The sequence below is a fragment of the Mesorhizobium australicum genome, assembly GCF_900177325.1.
In the GTDB taxonomy this organism is placed as follows: domain Bacteria; phylum Pseudomonadota; class Alphaproteobacteria; order Rhizobiales; family Rhizobiaceae; genus Mesorhizobium_A; species Mesorhizobium_A australicum_A.
On sequence record NZ_FXBL01000004.1, the window covers coordinates 470,404 to 490,355 of the forward strand.

The following is a 19,952-nucleotide window of genomic DNA, read 5'->3' on the forward strand; positions in this document are numbered from 1 at the left end:
GACGTCGACCAATCATGCTCGGCGATCACTCGAGCAGACGCACTGTCGACGTCAAGAAATGGGTACCGAGAAACAGCCACTGAAAAAACCCCAATGCCACCCGCTGCGGGGCTAACAGAGCGTAATCGATACATTATCTCGATGGACACGCAACCTCGCGAAAAACCTTCGGATAAATGATAAAGCACGCGGCGACCGCATATCTGCAGGAGGGGCGCGCCAAGCTTATCGCTGTGTCCGAAGGAACCGTCGCCTCGTTCAATGGTTTTGAACCCCATGAACGAGGAGAATTGTCATGGACCATTCCAAGCACGTCCGCCTCTCAGCTGACGAACTCACCCCGACGATAATCGAGGGCGCGACCATCTACGGCGCCGACGACCACAAGGTGGGCTCGGTGTCCCACCTGCACGGCACAGGCGCAGACAGCCAGGTCGTCATCGACGTGGGCGGCTTTCTCGGCATAGGAGCCAAGCCGGTCGCCGTCAACGCGCGCGATCTCGATTTCATGCGCGACGAAGATGGCGATGTTCACGCGGTGACGACGTGGACGAAGGATCAGCTCAAGGCGATGCCTGAACACCATCATTGAGGTTCCATCGCCCGGTCCAGCCGGGCGCGTTGTTCTGAGGAGGATGCCATGCCGCGTGGAGACAAGTCCAAGTATACCGACAAGCAGGAGCGTAAGGCTGACCACATCGCTGAGGGCTACGAGAAGCGTGGTGTTTCGGAGAAGGAAGCCGAACGCCGCGCCTGGGCCACCGTGAACAAGGACGACGGCGGCGGCAAGAAGCCTGGCGGCTCGGGCCGCGGCAAGCACACCGGCAACCCTGCCGCGCATAAGGGGGGTGAACAAGGCGGGAAGGCGTCAGCGTCCCGTACGGCTGCCGAACCCTCCGCGTCGGCGAAGAAAGCGGCTGCGACCAGAAAGCGAAATGCCGCACACGCAGCCCGCACCTGAACTCGTCGCCTAAAGGGATTGATGGCCGTGGCGAAAGCAGAGGTTCGAAAACAGCGCAGCATCCAGAAGAAGGTGGACGCGGATGATCGCCGCAAGGTGCCCACCAAGCCAAGTCCTATGCAGGCTGGCGCACGCAAGTATCCTGCTCCGCCGTTTCCGAAGCAGCATCACCCCAAGCCAGGTATGGAGCACGCCATCGACCCGGCTCCGCTTTACGATGCACCCTTCTACAAGGGATCTGGCAAACTGGAAGGCAAGGTCGCGCTGATCACCGGCGGAGATTCGGGCATCGGCCGCGCGGTCGCGGTCCTGTTCGCCCGCGAGGGCGCCGACGTGGCGATCTGTCACCTTGCAGAGAAGGCCGATGCCGAGGCGACTAAAGCGGCAGTCGAGGCGGAAGGTCGCAGAGCCATTATAATCGCGGGCGACGTGTCCAAAAGAGCGTTCTGCGACAAGGCAGTGGCACAAACCGTCAAGCAACTGGGCGGTCTCGATATCCTGGTCAACAACGCTGCATTCCAGATCCATTCGGCGGACTTCGCTGACCTGACGGAAATGCATTTTGACACCACGCTGAAGACCAATCTCTACGGCTATTTCCATATGGCGCAGGCGGCATTGCTGCACCTGAAGCCAGGATCGGCGATCATCAACACCGGCTCGGTGACCGGCATCGACGGATCGAAGGAACTGGTCGACTACTCGATGACCAAGGGCGGCATCCACGCCTTCACCCGCGCGCTCGCGGGAAACCTTGTCGGAAAGGGCATAAGGGTCAACTGCGTCGCTCCGGGTCCGGTGTGGACCCCCCTCAACCCCTCCGAAAAGGAGGCTGAGGACGTTTCGCAGTTCGGAGCGAAAACCCCGATGAAGCGGCCCGCGCAGCCGGAAGAGATCGCGCCAGCCTATGTCTTCCTCGCCTCACCGCAGACGTCGAGCTACATCACGGGCGAGATATTGCCGATCGTCGGGGGCTATTGAGGCAAGGGGCGGCCAACGGAGAAGCCACGCCCGAGCGTTGTTCACGGAACAAATCCGGAAGCTATGCGTATGAGATTGTATCTCACCACGCGAGCGGGGCGACTTCATGCAGGATCGGGATGTTCTTTATCCACCTCTCTGGTCTCTGAGCCAGATCTACCGCGCCCTGGTCGCCTTCCCGATCGCCACCTTCACCCTCACCGTCGTCACCGATCTCGCCTATCTGCAGACGTCCAATCTTCTCTGGCTGCACTTCTCCGAATGGCTGCTGTTTGCCGGGCTGGTCATCGGCATTGTCGCGGCGATCTATCTCGGCATCCTCTGCCTCGTGCGGCGCAGCAGGCCATCACGGCTGCATGCTCTTTTCGGCGTCGTCGCGCTGATCCTGGCGGCGCTGAACAGCTTCATCCACACCGCCGACGGCTGGACGGCCGTGATGCCATATGGACTGGCGACGTCGATCGCGACCGTCATCGCAATGCTTCTTGCGAGCTGGTTCGGCAGCTGGAGGCACCGCCATAACTAAAGGTCTCGTCTATCGCGCTTCCGCTCTCGCACTCGTCGCCGCCCTTGCTGCGGGCTGCAGCGGCGACGACGATTTCGACGTGTCGCAACAGATCGGCCCCGAGCCCGTCCTTCCCGAGCCGTCATCGAGCCTCCTTCCCGATCTCAAGGTGGCGGAGGTCGTCGGCTGGTCGGAGGGGCGGACGCCTACGGTGTCCGACGGGTTGACGGTTTCAGCCTATGCGACCGACCTCGCCAATCCCCGCACGGTCCACACGCTGCCGAACGGCGACGTGCTCGTTGTCCAGTCCAAGGCGCCGCCCGGCAAGCCGCTCAACCGGCCCAAGGACATCATCCGCGGGTTCATCATGTCGATGGCTGCGGGCGAAGCAGGCGGCGACAAGGAGACGAACCTCGTCACGCTGCTGCGGGATACGGATCGCGACGGTACGGTGGACGAGCGCAGCGACCTGTTGACCGGGCTGACCTCGCCATTCGGTATCGCCTGGCACGAGGACACACTCTACGTGGCAGCGGCTGATGCGATCCTCGCCTATCCCTATGAGCTCGGGCAGCAGGAAATCACCGCCGAGCCGCGGATCCTGACACCCCTGCCCGGCGGGCCGATCAACCACCACTGGACGAAGGATCTGGCGCTGAGCCCCGACGGGCGCTTCCTCTACGCCTCGGTCGGATCGAACTCGAACGCAGGCGAGCGCGGCATGGAGGCCGAAAAGGGGCGCGCAGCAGTCTGGCAGGTGGACATCGAGACAGGCGCGTCCCGCGTTTTCGCGTCCGGCCTGCGCAACCCGAACGGGCTGAACCTCCATCCGGAAACCGGCGAGCTCTGGACCGTCGTCAACGAGCGCGACGAACTCGGCCCGAACCTCGTGCCGGATTACATGACCTCCGTGCAGGACGGCGGTTTCTACGGCTGGCCCTGGAGCTATTACGGCCAGCATGTCGATGAACGCGTTCACCCGCCGCGTCCCGATCTGGTCGAGAAGGCGATCTCCCCCGACTATGCGCTGTCGAGCCATGTCGCAGCCCTTGGTCTCGCCTTCACCAACAACTCGGCGATGCCGGAGGCCTACCGAAACGGAGCTTTCGTAGGCAACCGAGGCAGTTGGAACCGCAATGCGTTCAACGGGTACAAGGTGATCTACGTGCCGTTTACCGATGGCAGGCCTTCGGGACAGGCACAGGATGTCGTGACCGGTTTCCTGGACGGCGACGAGGCCCGTGGCCGTCCGGTCGGCCTCGCGATCGACGGGACTGGCGCGCTCCTGATCGCCGACGACGCGGGCAACACGGTCTGGCGTGTTTCATCCGCCGACGGCACCGTCACGCCCGAGCCGATCCCGACGGACCGTGTCACCGCTGCCCCCGCAGGACCGGAAGAGACGGCACAGCCACCGGCGCCCGCCGAGCCAGGCGGTGCTGCGCCATCGCAAACCGATGTCGCACCCGCCGTATCTCCAGAGGACGGCGCACCCGCGCCGCAGACGGAGTGACGCGGCGGAGAAACGCCCGGCGCTATTCGCTCCGGGCGTGCGACACCGCAGCGGGATCATCCGGATCAGGTCTCAGCATGCGCATCAGGATATCGGTCCGACGGATGAAGTGCTGGAAGAGCGCGCCCGCCACGTGAAGCACGATCGCAGCAAGGAGAGCGTTCTGCAGGAGGACGTGGATTGCGCCGGCGGCAGGAACGGCAAGGAACCACGCAACCAGGCCGCTGACCGGCAGCAGGAGCAGGAGGGCGTAGATAGCGACGTGAACGACTTCGGACAGAAGTTGCAGCAGCCGGGGCTCGTCCGCTGGCGGGGGCGGCGCGCCGCGCGTCAAGCGCAGGCCGATGCGCGTCAGCGCGAGCAGGAGCACGAGAATACCGGCGCCTATGTGAAGATAGGTCAATGCCGCAGTGTCGGTCGGCGGTACCTCGTTGCGCCGAAGCGCGCGCCATGCCGCCTCCATACCGCTGTGCGCAACATACTGGAAGGCGACGAGGACAACCACGGCCCAATGCAGCCCGATCTGGAGCGAGGAATATCCCGTCACGGGTTTCTGCATGGCACCGCCTCCTGTTTTCCAGCGAACGCGGTTCCCGCCTGCGCGTTCCCAGCCGCAGCTTGGGTCGACGTCAAAGTCTGATGCCAACCGCTTAGTGATCTGTATGCTGCTTTAAACGCCTGTTGTCTGCCCAGAGAAAGCCGAGAAGGTAGCCGACCTGACCGAGAACGCGCAACCAGCAGCCAAAACGCGTATCTCGCCGCCCGGCCGGGTCGTCGCCCTGTCGTTCGCCTGTTTGCCGCTCGTCTCCTGCAGCGGCATCCAGTCGGCCCTCGACCCTGCCGGCGAGGAAGCAGGCCAGGTGGCCATGCTGTTCTGGGCGATGGTGATCGGCGGCCTCGTCATATGGGCGTTCATGGTGGCGCTATCGCTCTACGCATCGCGCTGGAAGCGCCATCCCATTTCGGAGGAGGCCGCAGGCAGGGTGATCCTGTGGGGCGGCGTCGCCTTCCCGGTAACAGTGCTGACGGCACTTCTCGCCTACGCGCTGTGGCTGATGCCGTCGCTGCGCCCTTTCGCGGATCAGGAACAGGCGGAACTGCGGATCGAAGTCGTCGGCAGCCAGTTCTGGTGGCACGTAGTATATCATCGGCCGGAAGGCCCGCCGGTCGTCTCCGCCAATGAAGTCAGGTTGCCCGTGGGCAAGCGCGTCGAGTTCTCGCTGACAAGCGCGGACATGATCCACTCCTTCTGGATACCCGCACTCGGGGGCAAGATGGATCTGATCCCGGGCAGGACAAACAGGATTTCGCTGCTTGCCAACCGCGAGGGCACCTATCGGGGCCAGTGCGCGGAGTTCTGCGGCACGTCCCATGCGCTGATGGCCTTTCCGGCGATCGCGATGGCGCAGTCCGACTTCGACGCGTGGCTGGACGCGCGCATCGGTCCTTCGACAGGAGTGGAGGCCGGAGGGGACGGGCAGGTGCTGTTCCTCGGCGAGGGATGCGGCGACTGTCACCGCGTCGACGGCACGCCGGCGCAGGGGACATCCGGCCCCGACCTTTCGCACATGGGGTCGCGCCTGACGATCGGCGCGGCGGCGCTGGACAACGATGCCGAGATGCTGGCGCGCTTCATCGCGCATTCGGCCTCCGTGAAGCCCGGCAGCCAGATGCCCTCCTACCCCGACCTTTCGGTGGACGACCTGAACGCAATCGCCGCCTGGCTGAAGGGGCTGCAATGAGCGAAGCGCCGATGCCCGAACGCGACAGGGACGCCGAGGAGAAGCAGCTTCGCGCCGTCTGGGCGAATCCTTCCGGCTGGCGCTACTGGACGTCGGTCAACAACACGCAGATCGGGCTCTGGTACGGTTCGGCGGCGTTCAGCTTCATGCTGTTTGCGGGCCTGCTCGGTCTCCTGATCCGCGCCCAACTCGCCGTGCCGGAGAACGACCTGCTCTCAGCCGAGACCTACAACCAGGTCTACACGCTGCACGGGACGGTGATGATGTTCCTGTTCGCCGTGCCGATCTTCGAGGCAGTGGCGATCTTCCTGCTGCCGCCGATGCTAGGGGCACGCGAACTGCCCTTTCCCCGTCTCGGCGCCTTCGGCTTCTGGAGCTTCCTGATCGGCGGCGTCTTCGTGTGCGGCTCGATCTTCTTCGGTGCCGCGCCCAACAGCGGCTGGTTCATGTATCCGCCGCTGGCGACCAGCGAGCAGGCGGGCATCGGCGCCGACATATGGCTGCTCGGTCTCTCCTTCATCGAGGTCGCCTCGCTCGCAGCCGCGGTCGAGTTGATCGTCGGTATCATGAAGTGCCGTGCGCCGGGCATGCGGGTCAATTTAATGCCGCTGTTCGCCTGGTACCTGCTGATCGTGGCGGGCATGATCCTGTTCGCCTTCCCACCGCTCATCGCCGGCGACCTGCTGTTCGAGATGCAGCGCATGTTCGACTGGCCGTTCTTCGATCCGGAGCGCGGCGGCGACCCGCTCCTGTGGCAGCACCTGTTCTGGATCTTCGGCCACCCGGAGGTCTACATCATCTTCCTGCCGGCGATCGCCCTGCTGGCGATGATCGTGCCGACCTTCGCGGGGCGGCCGATCGTCGGCTACTCCTGGATCGTGCTCGCCGCCGTCGGCACCGGCTTCCTGTCGTTCGGACTGTGGGTGCACCACATGTTCGCGACCGGCTTGCCGCAGATATCGCTCGCCTTTTTTTCCGCGGCGTCCGGCGCCGTCGCCATCCCGACCGGCGTGCAGATCTTCGTCTTCATCGCCACGATGCTGGCGGGACGGGTCATCTTCTCGATCCCGATGCTGTTTGCCATCGGTGGCCTGGCGATCTTCGTAATGGGCGGACTGACCGGCGTGATGGTGGCGCTGGTGCCGTTCGACTGGCAAGCGCACGACAGCTACTTCATTGTCGCCCACCTGCACTACGTGCTGATCGGCGGCATGCTGTTTCCGATCTTTGCCGGGCTCTACTACTATTACCCGCTGATCGACGGGAAGCGCATGTCCGACAAGGTCGGCCGCTTCGCCTTCTGGATGATGTTCACCGGCTTCAACATTGCGTTCCTGCCGATGCACTTCACCGGCCTGCGCGGCATGCCCCGCCGCGTCCACACCTATCCGGCCAACATCGGCTGGGACTGGCTAAACCTAGTCTCGACCGTTGGCGCCATCGTGCTTGGCATCGGCATGTTTGCGGTGGTGGTCGATGTCACCCTGCACCGCCGCAGGCAACCGAAAGGCGAGGTAAACCCCTGGAACGCCGGTACGCTGGAATGGGTCAGCGAGCCGGAGGAAAACTGGGGCGTGCGTTCGATCCCCCGCATCGAAAGCCGCTATCCCCTGTGGGAGCAGGAAAATCTGGCCCAGCAGGTGAAGGCCGGCGACTGGTATCTCCCCGACGCAAAGGAGGGGCGCCGCGAGACGCTCATCACATCCGTCCTCGACGCCGAGCCGGAGCAGGTGTTGCGTGTCGGCGGCACATCCTACGTATCAATCTTCTGTGCGGTTACGCTCGGCGCCGTCTTCATCGCGCTCACCTTCAAGTTCTGGATCATTTCACTCCTCGCCGGGATCACCTTTATCGCGGGCGTGATCTACTGGTTATGGACCGGCACCGGCGAGATACCGGAGAAGGAGGAAAAGGACATCGGCCATGGAATCAGCCTTCCGCTTTACGCCTCGGGCGTGAAGTCGGCCGGCTGGTGGGCGATGTTCATCACCATGACGGGGGACGGCACGGCATTCGCGAGCCTCCTGTTCGGTTACTTCTTCTTCTGGACGATCAATGAGGACTTCACCGGCGGCGCGGCCGGACCGGGTGTCTTCTGGCCGATGATGGCGCTGGCCCTCTTCACGCTGGCGTGGGCAGTCACGCTCGCCTCGCGGCAGACGAACCGCTACGGCATGGTCACTGCGGCTCGCTTGCTGCTTGCCGCCGGCGCCCTGCTGTCGACGGCGGGCTGTGCCGCGGCCCTTGCAGGTCCGTGGACGACCGGGCTCGACCCGACCGCCCATGTCTATCCCGCGATCGTCAGGGTTCTCGCCATCTGGGCGGCCGTTCACGGCGCAGTCGGCATCCTGATGCAGCTCTACTGCCTCGCCCGCAGCCTGGCCGGCTACTTGACGCCGCGCCACGACATGGAACTGCACAATGTCGCGCTCTACTGGCACTTCATGCTGGTGACGGCCGTCATCACCTTCGGCGTGATCGGCCTATTCCCGGAGGCGCTCTGATGCGGCACCTGCTGCCGAGACAGGTCGAGACGCTGTGGACGCTCTTCACCGCGCCGGTGGTCTGGGCGCTGCATTTCCTCGCCTGCTATGTCGGAGCGGCGATCTTCTGCGAGAAGCCGGGCTTTCTTGGCAACGACTTCGACAATCTCCGCATCGCCATCGGCGTCGTCACCGCGCTTTCGCTGGGCATGATCGCGCTGTCCGCCGCGCTGGCGTGGCGGCAGTGGGGCTTCGGCACCGGCGACCCGCCGCACGACGATCCGACCAGGCGGGACCGGCTGCTCTTCCAGGGTTACGCGACATTGCTGCTTTCCGGCCTGAGCTTCGTCGCCGTGGTGTTCACGGCGCTGCCGGCGCTCTTCATCACGGAATGCATCCGATGAGGCGGCTGGCGCTGGCCGCCGGAAGCGCCGTTCTGGCAACGGTCTGGCTCGGTCCTTTCCTCACCGAATGGCGCGGATCTTTCGCTTCCGGAATGGTCGCCCACATGGCCGTCGTGGCCATCGCCTCGCCGCTCATCGCGGTCGGCCTCCCCGATCGCCTGCGTCCCGGACCCGGAATGCCGGCCGCGCTGCCGGTGCTTGCCTCGCTATTCGAATTGCTGGTCGTCTGGGGCTGGCATGCCCCTGCGGCGCGTGAGTTGGTTGAGAGCTGGTCTGCCATCACCGTTCTGGAGCAGACCAGCTTCCTGGCCGCCGGGCTCCTGCTCTGGTCAACAAGCTTCGCCGGACGCGAAAGGATTCACGCCGCGACAGGCGCGGGCGCACTGCTGCTGACCTCGATCCATATGACCCTCCTCGGTGCCCTTCTCGCCCTCAGTCCGCGCCCGCTCTACGGCGCAGGAGAGATCACCTGTTTCGGCGTCGTTCTCGATGCCGGGCAGGACCAACAACTGGGTGGCGTAATCATGCTTGCTGTCGGAGCAGTGGTGTATCTCCTCGGCGGGCTCCGACTGGCAGGTAGGTTGCTTAGTCATGAAGGCAAGCCAGCGGCAACCTAGATTCCTGTTGAGCGTGCGGTAGGACTGGGGCCGGCTGCTGACTGTCCGGTTTTCGGCGAAAAGTTGAGAGAAGTTGCCGTTCTGTAGCCGACCCCAAGTCCCGCATTGACGCGATGCTACTTACGCTGCTTCCCACACTTGGTTCAGGATCCGTGCAGCGAGAGCCGCCTTATCCTGCGGCAGGAAGCGGCCGTAGTGATGAGCGACCATATCAGGCGTATCCTGGATCGCGTAGCTCGCCTGCTCATAAGAGCCGGTCTGCTTAAGGATATGAGTTGCCAGCACGTCGCGCACGTTGTGTGGGCCGTGCGGCAGAAGGCCGGGGATGGCGCCGCGCCCCGTGTACGGATTGTAGATGCCGTAACGCTGGATCGTGAGACGCCATGCCTCGTAGAACGTGGTCTGGTCGTATGAGGCGTCCTTGCTCGTTGTCTTGGCCGTCTTGATGAAGAAGGTGCCGGGATCGTCAGTGCCGTTGAGGAGAACACCTCGATGCCGCTCGATGTAGGCCTCGATGTGATCGTACAAGCCACCGAGGTTGGGCAGGACCAGACGAAACGGTTTGCTCCCGAAATATGAAGAGTTGGCATTCTTGAATGCAACTGAGGGGATCAGCACCTCCCAGCCTTTGTCCCGCTCGCTCCAACGCAGTTCGCCACGCTTCATGTCTTGGAGCTGGCGCTCGGATCGTGGCAACCTGCCCCGCTCGCAGACCATCAACTGACGTAGGTTCTTCTGCCGCAGCCCGAGGTGGAGCCCAAAGCGCAGCATCAGGAACGAGCGCACGGCTTCGGCGGCGGGACGACGATAGAGCCGCTCGTCCGGCATGAGGCGGATGATTTCCTCGGTGATCTTGCGATACTCGCCGACCGGGCTGTCGGCTTCGAGCACCGGCATGATGGGTTCGAACGGATCGCGATGGACGCGGACGACACGCTGGATCTCTTTCACGCGCGACGTTGCGTGCTTGAAATAGACATCGCAGGCGTCATCCCAGTCGGCGCGGGCGCGATCGATGTCCGCTTGAGAAACCAAACCCTGGACCGGCCGCAATCGCTTCACCAGATGAGGATGTTGCCGCAGCCAGCCAGTCTCCTTGCGAGTGAGGGCGAGCGAGATGCGCAGCATGTCCACTTCCCATGCAGTGTAGAAGCCGCGTCGCCTTTCACGCCATTGCACATACCAGTCCCAGATCGACGGAAACACGAACAGGCCGAAGGTCAGGTGCTGGGGCGGCACGCCATAGCCGCGTACCAGCCCACGCGGATTTGCAGCCAAAGCGCCGAGCATAAGCCCAAGATGCTCTATCTTCTGCGATGCCGTCTCTTCGCCCCAGACACCGTTACGCTGCAGGCCGAACGCCGTGAGCGTTGCGGTCTTGAAGCGGATCAGCTCGGCCATCTCCATAGCCAGAAGAGGCGGAGCATCGATGACGCCGGACCTCAGATCGGGGTCGGTGAGCGATATGCTATAGTGCTGGTATTCGTCGAACTGATCGCTAGGTCCGTCATTCATAGCTTCGGACCGACCGTATGCGATGCCCGGAAAGCGGATCGCGTAGCGTTGCTTCGTGGCCGCCGCCTGGAACCGCCGGTAGTCGGTGGAGCCGCTGATGATGACGCGGCGGACCCATTCCAGGATCTCTTCCTGCTCCTCGCGCGGCCGCATATTGAAATCGTCTGGCAAATGCCATGCAAGTCGCCGTCGCTCTGCGGAGCCGATATCATCGAGGATGTGTCCGGAGGCGGAGCGCGTTCGATGCGGCAGCTTTGCCTTGAAATATCCTGCCGGAAGACGATAGCGGCGCTCGATGCGAGCTAGCACCTCCATACTCGCTACGCTGCGTGGCGCCTTTGATCCCTGCAGCCAATGACGAATTGTCGAGTGATCAAGGCTCTCGTCATCGCGAACAACGGCGCGGTGAAGATGCCAATAGCTGTCGCCATGGCGGCGCATGTGAAGCTCGAGTGCCTCGTGAAAGTTCGTCGGTTCAGACCAGTCCTCGAAAAGCGGCGCTGGGAACTCATCAATGGCACGTGGCTTGGTACCGGGTTTCTGTGGTCTGGCCCGAGCCTCGCGCTCGCTTCCGTCGAGCGCTCTCTCGCGATTTGCTGTGGTTTCGTTTCCTGAAACCGCCCGCGGCGGTCGACCTCGCCGAGGTCGCGATCCCGAATCGGAATCGCGGCCGACGGTGACGGAGGACTGCGATGAGCTTTTCAGATTCCGGACGATCGCATCCAGAGCAGGCTCGATTGCCTTCCGGGCGATCCGCAGGCCTTCTTTGTCGAGGCCACATCGAACAGCTATCTCTTGCCAATCATATCCCGTCGGCATCAGGGGCGGCTGTTGGGAGTGGATGATAAGGCCGACCAGGAAATGCCGGATCCTCGTGCTTTCATGCTGAGGGAAAAGCGGGTCGACTCGAAGGCGGCAGAAATCGGAAATCTTACGGACGAGCAGTTTGGTATGCGAAGTTTCGGGCATGCGATGATCGTTCGGTTCTGCGGTTTCTAGGAGGGCGCCGCATACCCGATTCTTGACGCTTACCCATTTGGGCCTTGCGTCGATGTCCCAATCATCAACAGGAAGGTCCCCGGTCCCTTCCCCTCCACAGCGAGCGCCATCCGCCAACCCGTGTGAGAAAATGATCTTCTGCGGACGCTACGGGGCCGTGTCCGGACTGTCCGGTTCTGGAGGATAGGCTGCGGAAAGCTGTCCTTCCGGGTCGACTCGTGCTCAGCAGCTCGGCGCCATAGACTATTGGGCAACTAGAGCCCCCACGCCTCGAACGCGGCCCTAGCCACCTTCTTGTCTCGTCGTGGACGTGAATCCTTGAAGAGTGGCCCGCGCCCCGTCGGAGCGCGGGCCAGAGTCAACCGTCAGAAGTCCATGCCGCCGGCGGGCATGGCAGGCGCCGCTTCCTTCTTCGACTTCTCGGCGATCATCGCCTCCGTGGTGACCAGCAGGCCGGCGACTGAAGCCGCGTCCTGCAGCGCGGTGCGTACGACCTTGGCGGGATCGATCACGCCCTGACCGTAGAGGTCGCCGAACTCGTTGGTCTGGGCGTTCCAACCCCAGCCGAAGTCGGACTCCTCACGCAACTTGCCGACGATGATCGATCCTTCGGCACCGGCATTCTCGGCGATCTGACGCACCGGAGCCTCGATCGCCCGGCGCACGATGTCGATGCCGGTCTTCTGGTCGGGGTTGTCCGCCGCAACGCCGTCCAGCGCCCTGGCCGCGCGCAGCAGAGCCACGCCACCGCCGGGCAGGATGCCTTCCTCGACCGCCGCACGGGTGGCATGCAGCGCATCGTCGACTCGATCCTTCTTCTCCTTGACCTCGACTTCCGTGGCGCCACCGACGCGGATCACAGCAACGCCGCCCGCGAGCTTCGCCAGACGCTCCTGCAGCTTCTCGCGGTCGTAGTCGGAGGTGGTCTCCTCGATCTGCGCCTTGATCTGCTTGACGCGCCCGTCGATCTCGGCCTTCGAGCCGGCGCCATCGACGACCGTCGTGTTCTCCTTCTCGATGACCACTTTCTTGGCGCGGCCGAGCATGGCGAGAGTCACGTTCTCCAGCTTGACGCCGAGATCCTCGCTGATCGCCGTGCCGCCGGTGAGGATCGCAATGTCTTCGAGCATGGCCTTGCGACGGTCGCCGAAGCCGGGAGCCTTGACGGCGGCGACCTTCAGCCCACCGCGCAGCTTGTTGACGACCAACGTTGCAAGCGCCTCGCCCTCGACGTCCTCGGCGATGATCAGCAGCGGCTTGCCCGACTGCACCACCGCTTCGAGCACCGGCAGCATGGCCTGCAGATTGCCGAGCTTCTTCTCGTGGATCAGCACATAGGGCTCATCGAGCTCGACGCGCATCTTGTCCTGGTTGGTGATGAAGTAGGGCGAGAGGTAGCCGCGGTCGAACTGCATGCCTTCGACGACTTCGAGCTCCGTGTCTGCGGTCTTGGCCTCCTCGACCGTGATGACGCCCTCATTGCCGACCTTCTGCATCGCCTCGGCCAGGAAGCGGCCGATCTCGGCATCGCCGTTCGCGGAGATGGTGCCGACCTGCGCGATCTCGTCGTTCTTCGAGATCTTGCGCGCATTGGCCTTGAGCTCGGCGACGACCGCGTCTACCGCCTTGTCGATGCCGCGTTTCAGGTCCATCGGGTTCATGCCCGACGCGACGGCTTTGGCGCCTTCCTTCACGATAGCCTGGGCGAGCACAGTGGCGGTGGTCGTGCCGTCGCCGGCGAGATCGTTCGTCTTCGACGCGACCTCGCGCACCATCTGCGCGCCCATGTTCTCGAACTTGTCCTCAAGCTCGATTTCCTTGGCCACGGTCACGCCGTCCTTGGTGATGCGCGGAGCGCCGAACGACTTGTCGATGACGACGTTGCGTCCCTTCGGGCCGAGCGTCACCTTCACGGCGTTGGCGAGGATATCGACGCCGCGCAGCATCTTCTCGCGCGCGTCGGAATGGAACTTCACTTCCTTGGCAGCCATTGGATCACTCCTTCTGTAGGCAGCTTTCGTTGACTGGTTGGTGGGACGAGGGCGCCGTCAGGCCGCCTTCTTGAAGGCCACGGCCTGCTCGATGACACCCATCACGTCGCTTTCCTTCATGATGAGCAGGTCCTCGCCGTCGAGCCTGATCTCCGTGCCGGACCACTTGCCGAACAGAATGCGGTCGCCGACCTTCACATCGAGATCGACGAGCTTTCCGGCTTCGTCGCGGGCGCCGGGTCCGACGGCGATCACTTCGCCCTCGCTCGGCTTTTCTTTCGCGGTGTCGGGAATGATGATGCCGCCCGCGGTCTTCTCCTCGGCCTCGATGCGCCGGACCAGGATGCGGTCGTGCAATGGACGGAACTTCATATCGTTCTCCTTCTGGACAAACAGATTGTGAGAGGTTCCACCGCACCGGTCCGGAGACCGGAGCGGGGCGCGCGACCCGTTGCCGGCGTCGCGCGCCATCGAGCTAGTTTCGCGATTTTCGTGTTTCAAGACCGAGACGGAAAATTTTCCGCACACGTGGGAAAGTCCGCTAGGACGCTGGATTCGTGACGCTAATCGCGGCGATGACGACTTGAAATTTTGATCCGATCTGCCAAAATCGCCGGCACCGTGACTGGAACGTCAGCGTGACGGCGGCACGACCTGAAGGAGAAAGTTCAGCAGACGGAGGTCTAACCATGACGCGAAAATTCCCGGCGATCATTCCTTCCTTTGCTCCTGAAACGGACGACATGGCTCTCGACCGCCTGCTCGCTCCCGCTCGCTTCTTCGACCATCCTGTCGACGTTCTCGGGGCGCCCAACCTCAATGTCCCGGAAAAGCGTGCCATCCTGGCAGCATGGGCTTCCGACGCCTGCGCTGTCGAATCCATACCCGCCTTGCGAAAGCCGCCCGGTGCGAAGCGCTCCGTCGCCTTCGACGAGATCATGGAAGCGCTGCGTCTGCTCGATTCACAGGCGGTACAGGGTCGACCAGTCAACGCCCGCGTCGCGACGCTTCAACTCGACGCATGAGCCGCTACGATCCAGAGAGGAGACGCGCATGGTCAGCAAGGAATTCCGGCTCCAGATGGAAGGCTACGGCCTCACGACAGCGGAGATCCATTACCACCTTCCCGATCACCCAAGCCTGCTTCAGCTTTATGTCTGGCAGGATTACGATCTGGCGCCGCAGTTTCCAGAACTGCGCGGCTTCCTCAACTACTGGACGGAAACGCTGGAAGGCGCGCTGCACTCGGTCAGGGTCGCGCACCACCGGCTCATACAACCGTCCGAATGGCGGGCGGTGGACGGCATCATCTCGGTTCACTGAATTCGCCAGCTCTTGGCCGAACGCGAGCAGAACAACGTCTGCCGTTGGGGCGCAAAAGGGGGCCGTCTTCCGACGGTCGGTTCTGGCGGAACAACTCTGTAAGCCGACGTTCGGCCAACGACCCCTTTGTCGTCGTTCCCGCTTCTTCGATTATTGTCCGAAACCTGCCGTTCATTCGGCAGTCCTGGCAAATGCCTTCCTTCTACGTCGCTGCCTTGCCGATGATCGCGCGACCCGTCGCGAGCAGTGCGATAAAGGTGATGACGGCATTCACCGCGTGGCCGTACTCCCAGTTCCGCCGAAGGTCCTCCCAGTTGCCGGGGATCGACGTCCAGTTGGATGTCGCCTGGTTGCCGGGGAATACCCAGATGAAAAAAACCACGAGCGTCAGGCAGATCAGAAGGGCCGAGGCCAGAGCTGACCGTGCCGCCACTCTATCCTTCCTGCGAAGCGTCCATGATAGGAAGCCGTTCGCGGCGATCGCGGCGAAGATCGCGACCCCAAAGAGCGCCCAGCCAGCGTAGATGGACTGAGCCGTGAAATATTCGGCCTCTGTCATTCCAATCTTGGCCGGGAGTTCGAACAGGTGAGCGCCACCGGGAATGACGGTCAGGGTGGTCAATGCCAAGGTCAGGAGTTTCAGGATCACGCTGCCCTCCTCTGGTTCGTGGGATTTGCCCTGCAAATGCGCTAGCGCATTTGGCGGTTCCGAAACGCCGTGGCATGCCTCCATGCACCATCGACTTCAGAAGACGCTGTTGCGGAAAGGAAATCGTCCGTCGAACGTGATCGGCACGCCCGCATTCGTCTCGGGATCAACGGCATGGATGTGCAGATGTGGCTCGGTCGTATTGCCGGAGTTTCCAACCCGGCCGATCGGATCGCCGGCACTGACCTGCTGACCGGCCTCCACGCTGACGCTGCCCTCCTGCAGATGTGCGAGTTCGACCTGCAGCCCATCGCACAGAAGCACCACGAGGTTTCCGGCCAGGTTGTCCGGGTCCGCATTCGGCGGCGTCAGGTCCGGAAGTCCTGTCACGACGCGGGTGACGCTTCCAGCGCAAGGACTTACCACCGGCTTGCCGAAGATCTCGTAGCGATCGAGATCGTCCGGAAGGATTCCTGATGCACGGAACCCCGCTTGCCCGATCGCGGTGATGTCGGCGGCGAAACGCTGCGCGTCATGGCTGGCATGCTTGTTGAGCAGCGTGACGCCGCCGCCCTGGCCGACAACGAAACGCCCGTCGCGGAGCGGGAAGGCAAGGTCCCTGGCCTGGTTGGGCGGCACTGTGCCGCTGACAACATACACAATGGCAGCCCCGAAGGCAGCCAGTGACACAACCGTGGGAATGCGCTGCCGAAAGAACGCTCGTCTATCACTTGGCGCAAAGGGACGCCGGACATGGACGATCAGGGAAGCGAGGATCGAAACCGCAAGAACGGCCAACAGCACGAACTGCAGATAGTAGCCCGCTATGTCCCAGCGACCGACGAGGATGATGAGCGCGACGAACACGCACGCGTCGACAACGACGAGCAGCCAGCCGAGAATCGAAGGCTCGTCCAGGCGCCAGATGCGCCAGGCGTAGAACAGCGGAAGTCCGATGCAGACGACCAGCAGGATGACCACAACGAAGAACATGCGAGACCACCGGACTCAGCCTGCCGCGGCACCACGGACGCAGGCCTCGATGTTGTTGCCGTCCGGATCGAGAACGAATGCTCCGTAGTAGTCACCGGCGCCTTCTCGCGGACCGGGTGCGCCATTGTCGCGGCCGCCTGCCGCGATCGCAGCGCTATGAAATGCGTCCACGGCCTCCTTGCTCGGCGCAACGAAGGCGATGTGCATCTGGTTCAGGCCGGCCCGCGACCCTTCGGCCCAATAGGATGGACGGGTCGTCCCGATCCAGAGATAGGGAATCGGCTCCTCGGCGCTACGACCGAACAGGAACGATTCCGGGCTGTTGCTTTTGGTGGCCAGGCCAAGCGTGTCGGCTATCGCGTCATAGAAGAGGCGCGCCTTTGCGAGGTCGGAGACCACTATGCCTGTGTGATCGAGCATGCTGCGAGAACGGTTGCCCGACCCTCAGGTTCCGCATGCGTCGCCACGGCGAAGAGCGAGGCGAAAGATCGCCGGACCTCACATGGCGCCGGCATGCCCGTCTCCTTCGATCCTGCTTCCGCTCGCGTCGGCGTCTGCCTTAGCGTGTTCTGACGGACCAGCGGGATAGCCATGTCGCGTGTTCTGTTCAGTCACAGGAAATTTACTCCTGCCTGGTCGATAACCACCACGTAGTTCCTGACGGATCTACGATCCCACCACGCAAATCAGGATCGTCTTTTCTCACCGGCTCCTGCACGGGCTTGCCCCCGGCCTGTCGGGCAAGCTCAAAGCTAGTCCGAACATCGGGAACATAAACATGGATATGAGCGACGCTGCCGCTCCCTTTCCACTGACCCACCATTAGGATCGTGTCGTCAATTCGTATTTCGGCATGGGCTATGGCATCACCTTCTGCGCGGTGGATGAGCTCCGGCTCGGTGTCGAAAACTGCCTTGATAAAGTCGAGCGTTGCCTGGGCATCGTCGACGATCAGATACGGCGAAAGGCTATTGTGACCTTCTGGTTTGAACATGGTGTCCTCCTTGCAACTACCGGTAAACGCACGAGAGGCTCATTAGATCGAACTGCTTTGACAGCGTGGACTAACACGAACCGCCAGGAGGCTCGTCGCAGTGACCATCTGTAGCGCAGTCTGCTATCACCACCGAATTGCTTCACCTTCCGCCCGGCGGGATGGCCGGCGTTTTGGACGTTCTTGACGCTCACTTTCCGCCATCCCTCCCTGCCGTTGCTTCGTCCTCGTTCATTCGCGCGCTGAGCGGATATCTCCGGTTGAGCGCGCGCATATTGATAATCGCGAAGGCGATCGGAAAGAAGATCAACCCGCATGTCATGACCGAAAGGCTGCTCATCTGGATGCGCACGTCGAAGAAGACGGCAGCGGAAAACGCCAGAAGCGCGAGCAGCAAGAAGCCGTTATAGACCCACAGGGATCTCGACCCTTTGTTTTCCAACACACGCTCCCCCCGGCAACGGCATGCAGAAGCGCTTCAAAGCTCCCATGCCATCGGCGCATCTAGGGTGGTGACGGAGGGGAGCCAGTGGCCCGCCGTAGCTAATGGCTGAGCCATTGTGACGCGGGGCATTCCGCATTGGCAGTGCGGCCAAGGTCCAACCGGCGCGCGGTGTCCAGAGGGGGCAGCGTCGGGGGCGGACCGATCAAGGAACACGAGCTTCGCGTTCGTCGATACGGACATCTATTGCCAGCTCCGCTCCGCTGCGGTCGCTAGCCGGAACCCTATTAAGTTCCAGAGAGTTACAGGCAGCCAACCCGCGGGTGCCTTGAATGGACGAGACCAAACGACTGAGCCTTCTCAAGCGGTACGACATCCTCGACACTCCACCGGAGGCCGCGTTCGACCACATCGTCGACATCGTCGCCCGAATTCTGGACATGCCGTTCTCGCTCGTATCGTTCGTCGATGAGGCCAGGGTCTGGTTCAAGGCGCGTCATGGCATGCAGGATAACGAGATCGTGCGACTGCCTGGCTTCTGCGCGTCCGCGATCGAACAGGACGGTCCCTGGTTCATTAACGATGCAGCGACCGATCCTGTTTGCGCGAGGCACCCTTGGGTCACAGGCGACGCGCAGGTTCGTTCCTACGCAGGTATCCCCCTCAAAGTGCCGGAGGGGCCTTGTCTCGGCATGCTCTGCGCCATGGACACGAAGCCGAGATGCCTCGCAGCACGCGAGCGTGAGATGCTCAGCGAACTGGCCGCACTCGTTGTCGACAAGCTGATCTCGCGGTCGGCTTCGAAGGCTGCGCTCTGGGAGAAGGACGTGGCGGTTGGCGTTGCAGGAGAGTTGGCAGACCAGAGCAGGCTGCTCACGGCCATGGTTCAATCCTCACAGGACGCGATCATCACCAAGGATCTGGCAGGCAGGATCACGTCCTGGAATACTGCCGCTGAGCGCATGTTCGGCTTCGCCGAGGCCGAGATGATGGGTCAATCGGGTCTTCGCATTATCCCGTCCGACCGTCACGCCGAGGAGGCCTTCGTGTTGTCTTCGATTGCCGACGGGCAGTCCGTCAATCATTATGAGACCGTTCGACAGCACCGGAGCGGTCGGCAGATCCCGATTTCGATCACCGTTTCGCCGATTAGGGACGACCAGGACCGGGTAATCGGCGCTTCAAAGATAATCCGAGACATCACGGATCAAAAGGACAGCCAGAGCCGGATCAAAGCGCTCATGAAAGAGGTCAACCATCGGGTCAAGAACCAGTACGCCATCATCCTGTCCATGCTTCGTCAGACCGGCAGGACGACGCAGAATCAAGCTGAGTTTGAAGGCAGGATCCGTGAACGCATCATGGCGCTCTCGCGCTCGCACGACCTGTTGGTGAATACAGACTGGCGAGGCACGACGATCGAAGAACTCGTCGCGTCACAGATCGAACCTTTCGCTAACCGGGAGCGGGTTTCTTCCGGAGGGCCCCCGGTCCTCCTGTCACCGTCGGCGGCCCAGTATCTGGGCATGGCCTTGCACGAGCTCTCCATCCACTCGGCAGAACACGGAGCGATGGCGCAGGGCGATGGACTGGTGGACATCCGCTGGTCGATTGATGAACGCGACGATGGGCCTTGGCTTCGTCTGTCATGGGACGAGTTGGACGGGCCGGACGTGAGTCATATTGTTGAAGGCGGATTTGCGCAGACTATCCTTCAACGGATGGCCCCCGACGCCGTAAGCGGGCGAGGCCGCATTGACTCTGCTGACGGTCATCTGACCTGGACGATCGACGCCCCGCTCAACAGCCTATCCTAAACGTGAAGCCGGAACGCCGCATT

General features: G+C 62.7%; 21 protein-coding genes. 12 read left to right on the forward strand and 9 right to left on the reverse strand.

Annotated elements, in window-relative coordinates; all coding sequences use genetic code 11:
- The first annotated feature begins 295 nt into the window (after positions 1–295).
- The 5 genes from B9Z03_RS04650 (at position 296) to B9Z03_RS04670 (ending at position 3,960) form a co-directional block, all read left to right on the forward strand.
- Complete coding sequence (locus B9Z03_RS04650) at positions 296–592, forward strand: PRC-barrel domain-containing protein (RefSeq protein WP_085463112.1); 297 nt, start codon at positions 296–298, stop codon at positions 590–592.
- A gap of 48 nt (positions 593–640) precedes the next feature.
- Positions 641–961: a plasmid stabilization protein gene (locus B9Z03_RS04655; protein ID WP_085463113.1), complete on the forward strand. Its 321-nt coding sequence runs from the start codon at positions 641–643 to the stop codon at positions 959–961.
- A gap of 27 nt (positions 962–988) precedes the next feature.
- On the forward strand, positions 989–1,942 hold the full coding sequence (locus tag B9Z03_RS04660) for an SDR family oxidoreductase (RefSeq protein WP_244561661.1): 954 nt from the start codon (positions 989–991) through the stop codon (positions 1,940–1,942).
- Positions 1,943–2,048: 106 nt separating this feature from the next.
- Positions 2,049–2,468, forward strand: a complete 420-nt coding sequence (locus tag B9Z03_RS04665) for a DUF2231 domain-containing protein (RefSeq protein WP_085467500.1) — start codon at positions 2,049–2,051, stop codon at positions 2,466–2,468.
- Positions 2,386–3,960: a PQQ-dependent sugar dehydrogenase gene (locus B9Z03_RS04670; protein WP_085463115.1), complete on the forward strand. Its 1,575-nt coding sequence runs from the start codon at positions 2,386–2,388 to the stop codon at positions 3,958–3,960. The genes B9Z03_RS04665 and B9Z03_RS04670 overlap by 83 nt, the downstream gene beginning before the upstream one ends.
- 22 nt (positions 3,961–3,982) lie before the next feature.
- Here B9Z03_RS04670 and B9Z03_RS04675 read toward each other — a convergent pair whose 3' ends face one another.
- Complete coding sequence (locus B9Z03_RS04675) at positions 3,983–4,519, reverse strand: cytochrome b (RefSeq protein WP_085463116.1); 537 nt, start codon at positions 4,517–4,519, stop codon at positions 3,983–3,985.
- 235 nt (positions 4,520–4,754) lie between these two features.
- Here B9Z03_RS04675 and coxB point away from each other — a divergent pair, with 235 nt between their 5' ends.
- From coxB to B9Z03_RS04695, 4 genes are read left to right on the forward strand one after another with little or no spacing between them, the layout of a single operon-like run.
- A complete protein-coding gene (coxB, locus tag B9Z03_RS04680) occupies positions 4,755–5,702 on the forward strand; it encodes a cytochrome c oxidase subunit II (RefSeq protein WP_244561663.1) in 948 nt (315 codons plus the stop codon).
- The gene (ctaD, locus tag B9Z03_RS04685; protein WP_085463117.1) at positions 5,699–8,206 is read left to right on the forward strand and encodes a cytochrome c oxidase subunit I; all 2,508 of its coding nucleotides are present in this window, start codon (positions 5,699–5,701) and stop codon (positions 8,204–8,206) included. The genes coxB and ctaD overlap by 4 nt, the downstream gene beginning before the upstream one ends.
- Complete coding sequence (locus B9Z03_RS04690) at positions 8,206–8,589, forward strand: hypothetical protein (RefSeq protein WP_085463118.1); 384 nt, start codon at positions 8,206–8,208, stop codon at positions 8,587–8,589. Before ctaD ends, B9Z03_RS04690 begins: the two co-directional genes overlap by 1 nt.
- A complete protein-coding gene (locus tag B9Z03_RS04695) occupies positions 8,586–9,206 on the forward strand; it encodes a cytochrome c oxidase assembly protein (RefSeq protein WP_176247422.1) in 621 nt (206 codons plus the stop codon). Before B9Z03_RS04690 ends, B9Z03_RS04695 begins: the two co-directional genes overlap by 4 nt.
- Before the next feature lie 120 nt (positions 9,207–9,326).
- On the opposite strand, the gene B9Z03_RS04700 is transcribed toward B9Z03_RS04695, so the two are convergent.
- From B9Z03_RS04700 to B9Z03_RS04710, 3 genes are all read right to left on the reverse strand, one after another.
- Entirely contained in the window at positions 9,327–11,690 is a 2,364-nt protein-coding gene (locus B9Z03_RS04700) for a hypothetical protein (protein ID WP_085463120.1), read from the reverse strand.
- Between the two features lie 395 nt (positions 11,691–12,085).
- A complete protein-coding gene (groL, locus tag B9Z03_RS04705) occupies positions 12,086–13,711 on the reverse strand; it encodes a chaperonin GroEL (protein WP_085463121.1) in 1,626 nt (541 codons plus the stop codon).
- Positions 13,712–13,768: 57 nt separating this feature from the next.
- A complete protein-coding gene (locus B9Z03_RS04710) occupies positions 13,769–14,083 on the reverse strand; it encodes a co-chaperone GroES (protein WP_085463122.1) in 315 nt (104 codons plus the stop codon).
- A 317-nt stretch (positions 14,084–14,400) separates the two neighbouring features.
- On the opposite strand from B9Z03_RS04710, the gene B9Z03_RS04715 reads away from it, so the two are divergent.
- Complete coding sequence (locus B9Z03_RS04715) at positions 14,401–14,736, forward strand: hypothetical protein (RefSeq protein ID WP_085463123.1); 336 nt, start codon at positions 14,401–14,403, stop codon at positions 14,734–14,736.
- Positions 14,737–14,764: 28 nt separating this feature from the next.
- Positions 14,765–15,034: an usg protein gene (locus tag B9Z03_RS04720; protein ID WP_085463124.1), complete on the forward strand. Its 270-nt coding sequence runs from the start codon at positions 14,765–14,767 to the stop codon at positions 15,032–15,034.
- 202 nt (positions 15,035–15,236) lie between these two features.
- Here the strand turns inward: B9Z03_RS04720 and B9Z03_RS04725 are convergent, their stop codons facing one another.
- The 5 genes from B9Z03_RS04725 to B9Z03_RS04745 all read right to left on the reverse strand — a co-directional run bounded on the left by B9Z03_RS04725 (position 15,237) and on the right by B9Z03_RS04745 (position 18,112).
- Entirely contained in the window at positions 15,237–15,683 is a 447-nt protein-coding gene (locus tag B9Z03_RS04725) for a hypothetical protein (RefSeq protein WP_085463125.1), read from the reverse strand.
- A 96-nt stretch (positions 15,684–15,779) separates the two neighbouring features.
- The gene (locus B9Z03_RS04730) at positions 15,780–16,676 is read right to left on the reverse strand and encodes a M23 family metallopeptidase (protein ID WP_085463126.1); all 897 of its coding nucleotides are present in this window, start codon (positions 16,674–16,676) and stop codon (positions 15,780–15,782) included.
- Positions 16,677–16,691: 15 nt separating this feature from the next.
- The gene (locus B9Z03_RS04735; protein WP_085463127.1) at positions 16,692–17,096 is read right to left on the reverse strand and encodes a VOC family protein; all 405 of its coding nucleotides are present in this window, start codon (positions 17,094–17,096) and stop codon (positions 16,692–16,694) included.
- Positions 17,097–17,298: 202 nt separating this feature from the next.
- Positions 17,299–17,670, reverse strand: coding sequence for a VOC family protein (locus B9Z03_RS04740; RefSeq protein WP_085463128.1), 372 nt, complete (start codon positions 17,668–17,670; stop codon positions 17,299–17,301).
- 190 nt (positions 17,671–17,860) lie between these two features.
- Complete coding sequence (locus tag B9Z03_RS04745; protein ID WP_085463129.1) at positions 17,861–18,112, reverse strand: hypothetical protein; 252 nt, start codon at positions 18,110–18,112, stop codon at positions 17,861–17,863.
- 332 nt (positions 18,113–18,444) lie between these two features.
- Here B9Z03_RS04745 and B9Z03_RS04750 point away from each other — a divergent pair, with 332 nt between their 5' ends.
- Complete coding sequence (locus B9Z03_RS04750; protein ID WP_085463130.1) at positions 18,445–19,929, forward strand: PAS domain S-box protein; 1,485 nt, start codon at positions 18,445–18,447, stop codon at positions 19,927–19,929.
- Positions 19,930–19,952: the final 23 nt, after the last annotated feature.

Excerpts from the sequence above, each read along its gene's own strand:
- B9Z03_RS04675 (WP_085463116.1), bottom strand. The coding sequence starts at position 4,519 with ATGCAGAAACCCGTGACGGGATATTCCTCGCTCCAGATCGGGCTGCAT.
- B9Z03_RS04650 (WP_085463112.1), top strand. The coding sequence starts at position 296 with ATGGACCATTCCAAGCACGTCCGCCTCTCAGCTGACGAACTCACCCCG.
- B9Z03_RS04750 (WP_085463130.1), top strand. The coding sequence starts at position 18,445 with ATGGACGAGACCAAACGACTGAGCCTTCTCAAGCGGTACGACATCCTC.
- groL (WP_085463121.1), bottom strand. The coding sequence starts at position 13,711 with ATGGCTGCCAAGGAAGTGAAGTTCCATTCCGACGCGCGCGAGAAGATG.
- B9Z03_RS04695 (WP_176247422.1), top strand. The coding sequence starts at position 8,586 with ATGAGGCGGCTGGCGCTGGCCGCCGGAAGCGCCGTTCTGGCAACGGTC.
- B9Z03_RS04655 (WP_085463113.1), top strand. The coding sequence starts at position 641 with ATGCCGCGTGGAGACAAGTCCAAGTATACCGACAAGCAGGAGCGTAAG.
- B9Z03_RS04715 (WP_085463123.1), top strand. The coding sequence starts at position 14,401 with ATGACGCGAAAATTCCCGGCGATCATTCCTTCCTTTGCTCCTGAAACG.
- B9Z03_RS04700 (WP_085463120.1), bottom strand. The coding sequence starts at position 11,690 with ATGCCCGAAACTTCGCATACCAAACTGCTCGTCCGTAAGATTTCCGAT.
- B9Z03_RS04720 (WP_085463124.1), top strand. The coding sequence starts at position 14,765 with ATGGTCAGCAAGGAATTCCGGCTCCAGATGGAAGGCTACGGCCTCACG.
- B9Z03_RS04740 (WP_085463128.1), bottom strand. The coding sequence starts at position 17,670 with ATGTTCAAACCAGAAGGTCACAATAGCCTTTCGCCGTATCTGATCGTC.
- B9Z03_RS04690 (WP_085463118.1), top strand. The coding sequence starts at position 8,206 with ATGCGGCACCTGCTGCCGAGACAGGTCGAGACGCTGTGGACGCTCTTC.
- B9Z03_RS04735 (WP_085463127.1), bottom strand. The coding sequence starts at position 17,096 with ATGCTCGATCACACAGGCATAGTGGTCTCCGACCTCGCAAAGGCGCGC.
- B9Z03_RS04730 (WP_085463126.1), bottom strand. The coding sequence starts at position 16,676 with ATGTTCTTCGTTGTGGTCATCCTGCTGGTCGTCTGCATCGGACTTCCG.
- B9Z03_RS04670 (WP_085463115.1), top strand. The coding sequence starts at position 2,386 with ATGGACTGGCGACGTCGATCGCGACCGTCATCGCAATGCTTCTTGCGA.
- B9Z03_RS04710 (WP_085463122.1), bottom strand. The coding sequence starts at position 14,083 with ATGAAGTTCCGTCCATTGCACGACCGCATCCTGGTCCGGCGCATCGAG.
- B9Z03_RS04665 (WP_085467500.1), top strand. The coding sequence starts at position 2,049 with ATGCAGGATCGGGATGTTCTTTATCCACCTCTCTGGTCTCTGAGCCAG.
- ctaD (WP_085463117.1), top strand. The coding sequence starts at position 5,699 with ATGAGCGAAGCGCCGATGCCCGAACGCGACAGGGACGCCGAGGAGAAG.